We start from the raw sequence: 13251 nt of genomic DNA, 5'->3' as shown, positions 1-13251 counted from the left end.
GGCTACCTCCGCTTGTTGAGTGGCAGGCCGAGACCGTGGCCGCCGATGATGTCGCGCTGGATCTCGTTCGTGCCGCCGCCGAAGGTCAGGATCAGCGAGGCACGATGCATCCGCTCCACCCGGCCGCGCAGCAGCGCGTCCGCCGATCCGGTGCGCACCACCGAACGGGCGCCGAGGACCTCCATCAGCAGCCGGTAGCCCTCGGTGGACAGTTCGGTGCCGTAGATCTTGGTCGCCGAGGCGTTCGCCGGCTTGACCTGTTCGGTCTCCGCGGCGATCCGCAGGTTCATCAGCCGCAATACCTCGGTCTTGGCGTGCACCTCGGCCAGGTTGGCGCGCACCCATTCGCGTTCGATGGCGCCGGTCTCGCGCGCCCAGTCGAGCACCGCGCGCAGCGCCTCGGACAGCGGGGCCGAGGGGGAGAGGGCGACCCGTTCCTCGTTGAGCTGGTTGGTGATCAGCGACCAGCCGCGGCCACGTTCACCGATCAGCGCGTCCTTGGGCACCCGCACGTTCTCGAAGTAGGTCGCGCTCGTGGTCGGCCCGGCCATCGTGTGCACCGGGGTCCAGGAGAATCCTTCCGCAGTGGTGGGCACCAACAGCATGGAGATCGCCTTGTGCGCGGGGGCATCGGGTTCGGTACGGCAGGCGAGCCAGACATAGTCGGCATACCGGATCAGGCTCGTCCACATCTTCTGCCCGTTGATCACCCATTCGTCCCCGTCCAGCACCGCGGTGGTGCGCAGCGAGGCGAGATCGGTGCCCGCGCCCGGCTCGGAGTAACCGACCGAGCAGTGCAGTTCACCGGCCGAGATCTTGGGCAGGTAGTAGGAGCGCTGCTCCTCGCTGCCGTAGCGCATGATCGTCGGGCCGACGGTGTTCACGGTCAGGAAGGGCACCGGAACCCGGGCCGCCGAGGCCTCGTCCGCGAAAATGGACTGGTCCAGCGGGCCGCGCCCGGCCCCGCCGTACTCCTTCGGCCAGCCGATGGTCAGCCAGCCGTCCTTGCCGAGCTGGCGGACGATCTCCTTGTAGGCCACCCCGTCGCCGTAGTCGTCACCGGTCTCCAGGCCGGCACGCCGTTCATCGGTCATCAGCCCGGCGAAGTATTCGCGGAGTTCCGCGCGCAGCGCGAGCTGCTCATCCGCGTAGCGCAGCTCCATTCGCACCTCCGAAGATAGAGCATGAAGCTAGAACATGTTTCAGTTACTGTAAGCGCAGCCGGGCCGCCGAGTCCAGCCTGCCGACTACCCGTACGGCCAGTCGGTGTCGGGTCAAGTCGGACGCTCCGAGGTATGGGCTTAGGCCATCCAGTGTGGTAGAACGTGTTCTAACAGTCAGCTGAGCAAGCGATTGATTGGTTTTACGCGAAAATCCGATCGGCGATGGAGGCGACGGTGCGGGCTGCAGTGCTTGGCAATATCGGTGACGAGACACTCGAGCTGCGGGACGACGTGACGGTCGTGGCCCCCGGCCCTCGTGAGGTTCGCGTCAAAGTGCATGTCTCGGGCATCTGTCACAGTGACCTCTCGGCGATGGACGGGACCCTTCCCGCCCTGGCGCCCGGGGTGGTCGGTCATGAAGGCGCGGGTGAGGTAGTAGAGGTCGGCAGCGCGGTCGGCGAGCTGGAGGTCGGCGACCATGTCACGGTCTCGTTCGTGCCGCCCTGTGGCCGGTGTCCGTCCTGTCTGCGCGGCGAGTTCAATCTGTGTTCGGTACACGCGATCGCGGCGTTCACCTCGCCCCGGTTCCGGCTCGGTGACCAGCCGGTCTTCGGGTACGCGGGCCTGGGCACGTTCGCCGACGAGCTCGTGGTCCCGGTGGAGGGCGCGGTCAAGGTGGACAGCGATGTCCCCTATGAGCAGGCCGCGCTGATCGCCTGCGGGGTGCTCACCGGCGTCGGCTCGGTACTCAACACCGCGAAGGTGCCCGAAGGGGCCTCGGTCGCGGTGATCGGCTGCGGCGGGGTCGGCGTCTCGGTGCTGCAGGGCGCGCGGCTCGCCGGTGCCTCCGCGATCGTGGGTGTCGACCCGGTCGAGGGCAAACACGCGCTGGCGAAGCATTTCGGTGCCACCCACACCGTGACCCCGGACCAGGTCGAGGACGCGAAGCAGGAGCTCACCTCCGCGGAGGGTTTCGACTACGTGTTCGACGTGGTCGGGGCGAGCGTCACGATCCGCTCGGCGTGGGATCTGGCCCGGCGCGGTGGAACCGTGGTCGTGGTCGGCGCGGGCAAGGCCGATGCCATGGTCTCGTTCAGCGCGCAGGAATTGTTCCTGCACGACAAGAAGATCCTGGGCTCCTTCTACGGTTCCTGCAATGTGCACGCGGACACGCCCAAGATGGTGCGGCTGTGGCGCGCGGGCAAGCTCGACCTGGAATCGCTGGTGAGCAAGCGGCTCGGGTTCGAACAGATCAACGAGGGGCTCGGCCTGCTGCGTGAGGGCGGGACCGATGTCATCCGCCAGATCGTCACGGTGAATCCATGAGCGAGTTCACGAGCGAATCATCGGCTCAGAGCGAGTTCACGAGCGAATCATCGGCTCAGAGCGAGTTCACGAGCGAATCATCGGCTCAGAGCGAGTTCACGAGCGAATCATCGGCCCAGCGCAGGGCGGCCATCGTCACCGGGGCGGGCGAGGGCCTTGGCCGCGCGGAGGCGCTCGCGCTGGCCGGATCCGGCTTCGACCTGGTGCTCAACGACGTCTCCGAGCAGGCCGCGGGCGCGGCGGCCGAGCTGGTGGCCGAGACCGGTGCGCGGGCGATCCCGGTGACCGGGGACATCGCCGAGCGCAAGACGGCGGACGATCTGGTGCGGACCGCGACTGAGGAGCTCGGCGGGCTGCACGCGGTGGTGAACAACGCGGGCATCACCCGGGACCGGATGCTGGTGAACATGTCGGACGAGGAGTTCGACGCGGTGCTCGCGGTGCACCTTCGCGGGCATTTCCTGCTCTCCCGCGCGGCCTGCGGGTACTGGCGTGAGCGGGTCAAATCCGGTGCGGCGCCCGAGGATGTCGCCGTGGTGAACACCGCGTCCGAGGCGTTCACCCTCGGTCCTCCCGGTCAGCCGAACTACGCGGCGGCCAAGGCGGGTATCGTCGCGCTCACCTCCTCGACGGCCCGCGGCATGGCCCGCTACGGGGTGCGAGCGAACGCGATCGCCCCGCGGGCGCGCACCTCGATGACCTCGGATGTGTTCGGCGCCGCTCCCGAGGGCGCCGATCCGCTCTCCCCGGACAACGTGGCCCCGCTGGTGGCCTATCTGTGCTCACCGCGGGCCGAGCGGGTGACCGGTCAGGTGTTCGTCGTGCACTCCGGACACATCGGACTGCTCGCCGCGCCGAGCTACGAACGGGTCTTCCACGCGGAAGGGACCCTGTGGCGGGACGAGGAAGTGGCCGCTGTCCTCGGTGATCATTTCGATAACCGCGATCCGCGTATCGGATTCGACTTCCAAGGCGTTGTACACATGGAGCAAGGGAGCGACTGATGACCATTTCGATGCTCGGGCATCGGGACGAACTCGGCCTGGCCGAGGGGCAGCTGCTGGTCGACGGCGCCTGGCGGGAGGGTGCGAAAAGCGAGCAGTGGACCCATGTTCACCCCGCGAGCGGCGAGGAGATCGGCCGGTTCGCGGTGGCCGGCGAGTCCGATGTGGACGCCGCGGTCACGGCCGCACGGCGCGCCTTCGACGAGGGCGACTGGCCGAGGATGCGGGCCCGGGAGCGGATCGCGATCCTGCACCGCTACGCCGATCTGCTCCGGGAACACGCTGATGAGCTGCGCGGCCTGCAGGCGCTGGACAATTCGGTGCCGCTGTCCTTCGGCGGGATCTACACCACCTCGGTCGGCGCGGCCGCGGATGTGTTCGACCACCACGCGGGCTGGGTGGACAAGATCGGCGGCCAGACCCTCCCGCCGTACCAGGGCGGGGACCACATCGCGGCCACCTTCCGCGAGCCGATCGGTGTGGTCGCGGCGATCCTGCCGTGGAACGCGCCCTTCCTGCTGTTCGCCCAGAAACTCGCCCCCGCGCTCGGCGCCGGGTGCACGGTGGTGCTCAAGCCTTCCGAATACGCCACCTTCTCGGTGCTGCGCATGGTGGCGCTGCTGATCGAGGCCGGGGTGCCGGCCGGTGTGGTGAACGTGGTGACCGGTCCGGGCGCCACCGTCGGCGAGGCGCTGATCAACCATCCGGGCGTGAACAAGATCAGCTTCACCGGAAGCAGGGCGATCGGCAAGCACATCGTCGAGGCCTCCGCGGACGGCATGAAGCGGGTTTCCCTCGAACTGGGCGGCAAGAGCCCGGCGATCGTGTTCGCGGACGCGCCGAACGTGGGGCTGGCCGCGATGACCACGATGGGCGGGCTCACCCTCGGCCTTTCCGGACAGGGCTGTGTGGTGCAGTCGCGGGCACTGGTGCAGCGCGAGGTGTACGAGGAATTCCTCGCCGGGGCGCAGGGAATGGCCGCGGGCGCCACCTACGGGGATCCGTTCGATCCCGGTGTGCTGGCCTGTCCGCTGATCAACTCCCGCCAGCTGGAGCGGGTCAGCGGCTATGTCGATCAGGGCACCAAAGACGGGGCACGGCTGGTCACCGGTGGCGAGCGGCTCGACGGTGAATACGCGAGCGGGAACTTCTTCGCCCCGACCATTTTCGCCGAGGTGGACAACACCTCGGTGCTCGCCCAGGAGGAGGTTTTCGGCCCGGTGCTCGCCGTGGTTCCGTTCGACACCGAGGAGGAGGCGATCCGGCTGGCCAACGACACCAAGTACGGCCTGGGCGCGACCGTGTTCACCTCGGACGTGTCCCGCGCTTTCCGGGCTTCCCGGGCGCTGCGCGCGGGAACCGTGGGCATCAACGGATTCACCCTGGAACCGCACCTTCCCTTCGGCGGGTTCAACCAGTCCGGCCTCGGCCGCGAGGGCGGGCGCGAGGCATTCGAGGCTTATACGGAGCAGAAGACCGTGCTGCTTCCGTTGACCGAGGAGTTGATGTGACCAAGCGGCTCGAGGGCAAGACCGCCATCATCACCGGCGCGGCCAGCGGTATGGGCGCCGCGACGGCCCGCCGCTACATCGAGGAGGGCGCCCGGGTGCTGGTCGCCGATATCGGCGATGAGGCGGGTGCGAAGCACGCCGCGGAGCTCGGCGAGAACGCGCGGTTCTGCCACCTGGATGTGTCCGAACAGGACGATTGGCAGGCCGCGGTGGCCGCGTGCACCGAGGCCTTCGGCGCGCCGAATGTCCTGGTGAACGCGGCCGGGGTGCTGCACTTCGCGATGATCGAGCACAGCACGCTGGAGGACTACCGGCGGCTGGTGGACATCAACCAGATCGGCACCCTGCTCGGCATGCGTTCGGTGATCGCCCCGATGCGCGCCTCCGGGGGCGGTTCGATCGTGAACTTCAGCTCCATCGAGGGGCTCGGCGCACTGCAGGGCGCGGTCGCCTATGCCTCGACGAAGTTCGCGATCCGCGGCATGACCAAGGTCGCCGCGCTCGAGCTCGGCGTGGACGGCATCCGGGTCAACTCGGTGCATCCGGGCATGGTGGAGACCCCGATGATCGGCGCGGTCACCGGGGGAGCGAAGCTGGACTTCACTCCGGTGGCGAATCGGCTGGCCCTGCGCCGCATCGGGAAACCGGAGGAGATCGCGAACCTGGTCGTGTTCCTCGGCAGCGAGGAATCCAGCTACAGCACCGGAGCGGAGTTCGTCGCCGATGGCGGTGCCACGGCGACCCACGTCTTCGGCGCGAACGTGGGGTAGCCGAATGAGTACGCGTGCGGACCCGCTGCTCCCGTCCCCGGTCGGTGCCCTGCGCCAGCTGGGCCGGATGACCAGCCTCGGCGCCTCGGTGCTGCGCGCGATGTTCATATTCCCCTTCCAGTTCAACGAGTACATGCGTCAGTGCTGGTTCTTCGCCAGTGTGACGATCATGCCGACCGCGATGATCGCGATCCCGTTCGGCGCGGTGATCGCGCTCCAGCTGGGTTCGCTGACCACCCAGATCGGTGCGCAGTCCTACACCGGGGCGGCCAGCGCGATCGCGATCGTGCAACAGGCCGCCCCGCTGATCACGGTGCTCATCGTGGCCGGCGCGGGCGGCTCGGCGATGTGCGCGGACATCGGGGCGCGCACCATCCGCGAGGAGATCGATGCGATGCGGGTGATCGGGGTGGACCCGGTGCACCGGCTCATCGTGCCGCGGGTGCTCGCCGCGGTCACGGTGGCGATCCTGCTCAACGGACTGGTCAGCGTGGTCGGTGTCGCGGGCGGGTACTTCTTCAACGTGGTGCTCCAGGGCGGGACTCCGGGTGCCTATCTGCAGAGCTTCAACTCGTTCGCGCAGATCGCGGACCTGTTCGTCAGCGAGGTCAAGGCGCTGATGTACGGCTTCGTCGCGGGAATCGTGGCCACCTACCGCGGATTCAATCCCTCCGGTGGGCCGAAGGGAGTCGGTGACGCGGTGAACCAGGCCGTGGTCATCACCTTCCTGCTGCTGTTCCTGATCAACGTGGTGGTGACCGCGGTGTACCTGAAAATCGTGCCACCGAAGGGGATGTGAGCATGCTCGCCGACGATCTCCTTCCCGGGCGGCGCGGAATCTGGTCCATCCCGGGCGACTGGCTCGACCAGACCGGGCGGCGGCTGTGGTTCTATCTGCGCGCGCTGCTCTGGATACCGAGGACGCTGACCAAGTACCCCAAGGAGATCATCCGGGTCCTCACCGAGCTCAGCTTCGGTTCAGGTGCCCTGGCGCTGATCGGCGGCACGATCGGCGTGATGGTCGGGATGACCATGTTCACCGGGATCGTGGTCGGCCTGCAGGGCTATTCCTCGCTCAACCAGCTCGGCACCGCAGCGCTGACCGGGTTCATCGCCGCCTACTTCGACACCCGCGAGGTGGCCCCGCTCGCGGCCGGGATCGCCCTGTCCGCGACGGTCGGCTGCGGATTCACCGCGCAGCTGGGCGCGATGCGGATCTCCGAGGAGGTGGACGCGCTCGAGGTGATGGCCATCGAGAGCGTGCCCTATCTGGTCACCACGCGGGTGATCGCGGGAGCGACCGCGGTGATTCCGCTGTACGCCATCGGCCTGCTGATCTCCTATGTGGCCTCGCGCGAGGTGACGGTGGTGTTCTACGGGCAGTCCGGGGGAACCTATGATCACTACTTCAATCTGTTCCTGCCACCCGAGGATGTGCTCTATTCCTTCGCCAAGGTGCTGATCTTCTCGGTCGTGGTGATCATGACGCACTGCTATTACGGCTATACCGCGAGCGGGGGGCCGGCCGGGGTCGGGATCGCGGTCGGTAAGGCGGTGCGTACCGCGATCGTGCTCGTCGCGGTGCTGGACCTGTTCATCTCCCTGGCCATCTGGGGATCCACGACGACGGTACGGATAACCGGATGAGTGCGCGGGCGACCAGACTCCGGTTCCAGGCGCTCGGCCTGGTGATGGTGCTCGGCATCGCGAGCTTCTTCGCGCTCACGATCCTCATGTACCGCAAGGCGTTCACCCCCGAGGTGAGCGTCACCGCGGTCGTGGACAAGGTGGGCAGCCAGTTGCAGCAGGGCGCGACGGTCAAGGCGCGCGGGGTGGAGGTCGGCGAGGTCTCCGGGATCACGGCGAGCGGAACGGGCGCCACGCTGCACCTGCGCCTGGATCCCGGGCTGGCCGCGCAGCTGCCGAGCACGGTCAGCGCGGCGATGCTGCCCAAGACGCTGTTCGGGGATCGCTATGTTTCGCTGAACATCCCGAAGGGATCGGCCGCCCCGTTGCGCAACGGGGATGTCATCCACCAGGACCGCAGCGCGAGCACCGTCGCGATCCAGGATGTGCTCGACGATCTGGTTCCGGTGCTCAAGGCGGTTCCCCCGGCGAAGGTGGCCAGCACGCTGTCCGCGATTTCCACGGCACTGCAGGGAAAGGGCGAGGAACTGGGGCAGACGGTCACCACCCTCGGCTCCTATCTCGGTAAGATGAACCCGGAGATTCCGCAACTGTCCAAGGACATTCAGCGGTTCGCCGAGGTCACCCCGAACTTCGTGGACGCGGTGCCGAGGCTGATCGATTCCATGTCGAACTTCGCCACCACCGCACGCACCCTCACCGAACAGCAGAAGAATCTGCAGTACCTCTACGGATCGGTGATCGACACCTCGGCCGACCTGAACAAGTTCCTCCTGGTGAACAAGGAGAACCTGGTCTCCTTCGTGGGAACCGCGAAACCGGTGCTGAAGCTGCTCGAACGCTATTCGCCCGAGTACCCTTGCCTTTTCGACCAGTTCGCCAAACAAGTGGACACCGAGAACAAAGTGTTCGGCAAGGGCAACAAGGAACGCCCGCACGCGGCCAACCTGCGGATCACGCTGAGCGCGAGCCGGGGCCAGTACAAGCCGGGAACCGACGACCCGAAGAACCTCGACGACCGCGGCCCGCGCTGCTACACCGACGACGGCAAGACCCGGTTCCCGCAGTTTCCGGACGGGAAACCCCTACAGGACGGGACGAAGACCCCGCCCGCGCCGAACATGCCGCAGAAGGCCAGCGAGCAGAAGCTCGATCCCGTCCCCGGCGGGACGAGCACGCAGTCGGCGAGCCAGGCACCGTCCATCGCGAACTCGCGCGCCGAACAGCGGCTACTTTCCGGGCTGCTCTCCCAGCAGCTGAACACCAGCCCGGACAAGGTACCCGGCTGGGCGGGCATGCTCGTCGGCCCGCTCTACCGCGGATCGGCGGTGGAACTGCGATGACCCGTCAGCTGCCCGTCGCCGCGATCGTGAAGATGGCCCTGTTCACGGTCATCACCATCGTGCTCACCTGGATCCTCGGGGTCACCATCACCGGAGGCGGGGGCGGGGCCACCGGGAGCTACACCGCGATCTTCTCCGATGCCTCGCGGCTGCAGCACGGGGACGAGGTGCGTATCGCCGGGGTGAAGGTCGGGCAGGTCGATTCAGTCACCGTGCTCGACGAGCGTCAGGCCAAAGTGGACTTCACCTTGGACAACGGGCGCAAGATCCCCGCGGAGAGCACCGCGCGCATCAAGTACCGCAACCTCATCGGGCAGCGTTACCTCGCACTGAACGCCGCGGTCGGTGATCCGAACCGGACCCTGCCGATGGGCGGCACGATCCCGGTCGACCGCACCGCGCCCGCGCTCAATCTCACCACCCTGTTCAACGGGTTCCAGCCACTGTTCCAGGCGCTGAATCCCTCCGATGTGAACAAGCTGGCCACCGAGATCATCCAGGTGCTGCAGGGTGAGGGTGGCACGATCGACGGGCTGCTCTCCGACACCGCGCAGCTGACCACCACGATCGCCTCGAAGGATCAGGTGATCGGCCAGCTGATCACCAACCTGAACAAGGTGCTCGACACGATCAACGCGCACAGTCCGCAGCTTTCCGGGACGATCACCCAACTCCAGCAGCTGGTTTCCGGGCTTTCCGCGCAGCGCAAGCCGATCGGGGACGCGATCAGCGCTTTGGACGGGCTCACCAGCGCCACCGGTGACCTGCTCAAGAAGGCCCGACCGGACCTCAAGGGCGATATCGACCAGCTCGGCGCGCTCGGCAAGAACCTCGCCGATGCCGGGCCGTTGGTGAACAAGGTGATCGCCAGTACTCCGGACCGGTTGCGCCAGTTCACCAGGACCGTCTCCTACGGCAGCTGGTTCAACTTCTTCATCTGCCGGGTCACGGTGAAAACCGGGCTCACCCAGGCCCCGATCGAGCTCAAGAACCTGCTTCCGCTCAACGGCCGTGATCCGAAGAGGTGCCAGTGATGCGCCCCCTCGCCGACCGCAACCAGGTCTCCGTCGGACTGGTCACCCTCGTGGTGATCGCGCTTCTCGTGCTCGCCGCCAACTTCTCCGATCACCTGCCGCTGGTGGGCACCGGAACCACCTATGCGGCGCTGTTCAAGGAATCCGCGGGTCTGCGGGCGGGGGACCGGGTGGATGTCGCCGGGGTCAAGGTGGGCGAGGTGCGCTCGGTCGAACTCGACAAGGGCAAGGCCCGGGTGGCGTTCACCGTGAACGACACCAGGGTCGGTGCGCAGTCCACAGTGTCCATTCAGATCGCGACGGTGCTCGGGCAGAAGACCCTCGCCCTCGATGTGCGCGGCACCGATCCGCAGCCACCGGGCACCACGATTCCGGTCAACCGCACCACCTCGCCCTATGACGTGCAGCAGGCGCTCGAAGGCCTGGGCCGCACCACGGGGGACATCGACAGCGATAATCTGGCCAAGGCCTTCGATGTCGCCGCGGACACCTTCAACAAGACCCCGGACAGCATGCGCGGCGCGCTCAACGGGCTCACCGCGCTGTCCAAGACGATCGCCTCCCGCGATGAGGCACTGCGCAGGCTGGTGAACAACACCTCGCAGGTGTCCAAGACGGTTGCCGACCGCAACGACGAGGTGCAGCGCCTGCTCTCCGACGGCGGAAAGCTGCTCAGCGAGCTGCAGCAGCGCAAGAAGGCCATCGATGCGCTGCTCGACGGGACACGGGGACTGGCCCAGCAGCTCTCCGGTCTGGTGGACGACAACAACGCCCGGTTGAAGCCTGCCCTGACCCAGCTGAACCGGCTCACCACGATCCTTTCCGGGCAGCAGGACAATCTGGGGCACCTGGTGCACAACCTCGCGCCCTACATCCGCATGTTCACCAATACGGTCGGCAGCGGGCGCTGGTTCGACGGCTACCTGTGCGGTCTGCTTTCCCCGATCAACGACCAGGGCAACGGCAACGTCATCAACCCGGACGGCTGCAGCGCGCCGCAGTATGACCCGAGCAGGGTGGGGGTGACGCCGAAATGATCGTGCGCAACCAGTCCGGACAGCGGCTGCAGACCCGGATCGCGATGCTGTGCGCGCTTGCCCTGCTGCTGTGCGCCGGGGTGTGGTGGGTCGGTTCCGGCGGGACCGGTCAGGTGTTCACCGCCTACTTCGGCAAGGCGGTCGGCATCTATCCGGACTCGGATGTGCGGGTGATCGGCATCGATGTGGGCAAGGTCGATTCCGTTACCCCGCAAGGCAAACAGGTGCGCGTGAAGTTCTCGGTCAACCGGGATGTCCCGGTTCCGGCGAACGCGAAGGCGGTCGTGGTCGCGCCGACCGTGGTCAGCGACCGCTACATCCAGCTCACTCCGTCCTATGTGGAGGGACCGAGGATGACCTCCGGGTCGGTGTTCGGGCGGGACCGCACCGCGACCCCGGTGGAGCTGGACCAGATCTACGCCAACGCCACCAAGCTCGCCGAGGCGCTCGGCCCGGAGGGGGCGAACAAGAGCGGGGCGCTGACCAAGGTACTGAACTCCGCGGCGCGGAACTTCAAGGGCAACGGTGCCGCACTGCACGACACCCTGCACAATCTCGCCAAGGCCGCGAACACGCTCTCCGGTTCCAAGGACGACCTGTTCAGCACGGTCAAACATCTCGGGGACTTCACCAAGGCGCTGGCGGACAACGACGCGCAGGTGCGCGATTTCGAGACCAGGCTCGCCGATGTCTCCCAGTTCCTTTCCGACGACAGCGGGAAATTCGGCTCCGCGCTGAGCGAGCTCGGCGATTCGCTGGTGAAGGTGAAGGGCTTCATCGGGGACAATTCCGACCTGTTGAGCAAGAACGTCGACAAGCTGATCGGGATCACCAAGGTGCTCGTGGATCAGCGCGGTGCGCTCGCCGAGACCCTGGACACCGCGCCCGTCGGGATCTCGGGTTACCTCGGCGCTTACGATCAGGCCTCCGGGACCGTAGCGACCAGGGGTGATCTCGGTGAGCTGACCTTCGGCCCGGTCGAATCCGTCTGCCGGGCGCTGACGATCAACACCCCGAACCGCAGCGAGACCAAGGATCCGAACAAGCTCTGCGATTCGATCGCGAACACCGTGGACAACGGGCTCAACCTGCCCTCGCTTGCCCAGATACTGTCCTGGCTGTGGGCTCCGAAGGGAACCCCGTTCCCGACACCGAACAAGGGAGGCGGGAAGTGAGCGCCACACGCGCCGGGCGACGCCGGCGGCTCGCCGCGCTCGCCGGAAGTGCCGCCCTGTTGTGCTCCTGTGCACCCGGCGGCTTCAACGGTCTCTACAATGTGCCGCTGCCCGGCGGCGCGGATCTGGGCGCGCATCCGTTCACGGTGCGCGCCCAGTTCACCGATGTGCTCGATCTGGTGCCGCAGGCCATGGTGAAGGTCAACGATGTCGCGGCCGGACGGGTGGACCGGGTGGAGCTCGCCCCGGACAACAAGACCGCGATCGTGACCATGGACGTCAACGGCGATGTGCACCTGCCCGCGAACGCCACCGCAACCCTGCGCCAGTCCAGCCTGCTCGGCGAGAAGTTCATCGAACTCGGCGGGCCGAAGAACGCCGCACCGAACGGGACGCTGCACGGTGGGGGCACCATCCCGGTGTCCCGCACCAACCGCAACGCCGAGGTCGAAGAGGTGCTCGGGGCGCTGTCCCTGCTGCTCAACAACGGCGGAATCCAGCAGGTGCAGAACATCACCCACGAACTCAACGGGGCCCTCGACGGGCGCGAGCCGGAACTGCGCGCCACGCTCTCCCGGCTGCGCGACCTCGCCCATCAGCTCAACGGGCAGCGAGACAACATCACGCGCGCCATCGACGGGCTCAACACCCTGTCCGCGACCGTTTCCACGCAACGCAAACAGCTCGCCGACGGGCTCGACGCCATGGAACCCGGGCTGCGTTCGGCGAACCAGCAGCGGGACCAGATCGTGGCGATGCTCGGTTCGCTGCGCCGACTGTCCAGCGTGGCCACCGATACCATCAACCGCAGCCGGGACGACCTGCTCGACGATCTGCGCACGGTCGCGCCCACACTGCGCCAGCTGGCCAAGGCGGGCTCGAACATCCCGAAGTCCATGCAGATCCTGCTGTCCTACCCGTTCGCGGACTACGCGATGAACTCGCTCAAGGGCGACTACTTCAACGCGGACCTGGACATGGACCTCCGGCTGGACGTGCTCGCGAAGAACGCGCAGAACAGTAAGATGCCGCTGATCCCGCCGCTGTTCCCGGACCCGGACAAGTCCGGTGCGCAGCAGGGAAACCAGGCCCAGTCCGGTGAGCAGCAGCAGCCCGGGCAGCCCGCCTCCGGTCAGCAACAGGCGCAGGAGCCGCAGGGTGCGGCGCCGCCGAAGCCACCGCCCGGCCTCGGTGGAGTGTTCGACTCGGTGCTCGGGGGCGGCAAATGATCGGGCGCAGTG

The 13251-nt window shown here is 67.2% G+C and carries 12 protein-coding genes; 11 read left to right on the top strand and 1 reads right to left on the bottom strand.

Features of this window, described 5'->3' with window-relative positions; all coding sequences use genetic code 11:
- Nucleotides 1-2 precede the first annotated feature (2 nt).
- Nucleotides 3-1163, bottom strand: coding sequence for an acyl-CoA dehydrogenase family protein (locus A37U_RS0104465; RefSeq protein ID WP_020495414.1), 1161 nt, complete (start codon nt 1161-1163; stop codon nt 3-5).
- A 234-nt stretch (nt 1164-1397) separates the two neighbouring features.
- Here A37U_RS0104465 and A37U_RS0104460 point away from each other — a divergent pair, with 234 nt between their 5' ends.
- The 11 genes from A37U_RS0104460 to A37U_RS0104410 are packed head-to-tail and all read left to right on the top strand — an operon-like array spanning nt 1398 to nt 13239.
- Nucleotides 1398-2489: a Zn-dependent alcohol dehydrogenase gene (locus A37U_RS0104460; RefSeq protein ID WP_040586692.1), complete on the top strand. Its 1092-nt coding sequence runs from the start codon at nt 1398-1400 to the stop codon at nt 2487-2489.
- Entirely contained in the window at nt 2486-3493 is a 1008-nt protein-coding gene (locus tag A37U_RS42230) for an SDR family NAD(P)-dependent oxidoreductase (RefSeq protein WP_020495412.1), read from the top strand. Before A37U_RS0104460 ends, A37U_RS42230 begins: the two co-directional genes overlap by 4 nt.
- Nucleotides 3493-5004 (top strand): aldehyde dehydrogenase family protein, encoded by a 1512-nt coding sequence (locus tag A37U_RS0104450; protein ID WP_020495411.1) that lies wholly within the window; start codon nt 3493-3495, stop codon nt 5002-5004. The genes A37U_RS42230 and A37U_RS0104450 overlap by 1 nt, the downstream gene beginning before the upstream one ends.
- Complete coding sequence (locus A37U_RS0104445) at nt 5001-5774, top strand: glucose 1-dehydrogenase (protein WP_020495410.1); 774 nt, start codon at nt 5001-5003, stop codon at nt 5772-5774. The genes A37U_RS0104450 and A37U_RS0104445 overlap by 4 nt, the downstream gene beginning before the upstream one ends.
- Nucleotides 5775-5778: 4 nt before the next feature.
- Complete coding sequence (locus A37U_RS0104440; protein ID WP_020495409.1) at nt 5779-6573, top strand: MlaE family ABC transporter permease; 795 nt, start codon at nt 5779-5781, stop codon at nt 6571-6573.
- The gene (locus A37U_RS0104435) at nt 6570-7421 is read left to right on the top strand and encodes an MlaE family ABC transporter permease (RefSeq protein ID WP_020495408.1); all 852 of its coding nucleotides are present in this window, start codon (nt 6570-6572) and stop codon (nt 7419-7421) included. Before A37U_RS0104440 ends, A37U_RS0104435 begins: the two co-directional genes overlap by 4 nt.
- Nucleotides 7418-8764, top strand: a complete 1347-nt coding sequence (locus A37U_RS0104430) for an MCE family protein (RefSeq protein ID WP_020495407.1) — start codon at nt 7418-7420, stop codon at nt 8762-8764. Before A37U_RS0104435 ends, A37U_RS0104430 begins: the two co-directional genes overlap by 4 nt.
- Nucleotides 8761-9798 (top strand): MCE family protein, encoded by a 1038-nt coding sequence (locus A37U_RS0104425; protein WP_020495406.1) that lies wholly within the window; start codon nt 8761-8763, stop codon nt 9796-9798. The genes A37U_RS0104430 and A37U_RS0104425 overlap by 4 nt, the downstream gene beginning before the upstream one ends.
- Nucleotides 9798-10835 (top strand): MCE family protein, encoded by a 1038-nt coding sequence (locus tag A37U_RS0104420; RefSeq protein ID WP_020495405.1) that lies wholly within the window; start codon nt 9798-9800, stop codon nt 10833-10835. The genes A37U_RS0104425 and A37U_RS0104420 overlap by 1 nt, the downstream gene beginning before the upstream one ends.
- Complete coding sequence (locus A37U_RS0104415; RefSeq protein WP_020495404.1) at nt 10832-12010, top strand: MCE family protein; 1179 nt, start codon at nt 10832-10834, stop codon at nt 12008-12010. Before A37U_RS0104420 ends, A37U_RS0104415 begins: the two co-directional genes overlap by 4 nt.
- Nucleotides 12007-13239 (top strand): MCE family protein, encoded by a 1233-nt coding sequence (locus tag A37U_RS0104410; RefSeq protein WP_020495403.1) that lies wholly within the window; start codon nt 12007-12009, stop codon nt 13237-13239. The genes A37U_RS0104415 and A37U_RS0104410 overlap by 4 nt, the downstream gene beginning before the upstream one ends.
- Nucleotides 13240-13251: the final 12 nt, after the last annotated feature.

Source organism: Sciscionella marina DSM 45152, from assembly GCF_000379465.1.
In the GTDB taxonomy this organism is placed as follows: Bacteria; Actinomycetota; Actinomycetes; order Mycobacteriales; family Pseudonocardiaceae; genus Sciscionella; species Sciscionella marina.
This window is presented reverse-complemented; position numbering and strand designations above follow the sequence as displayed.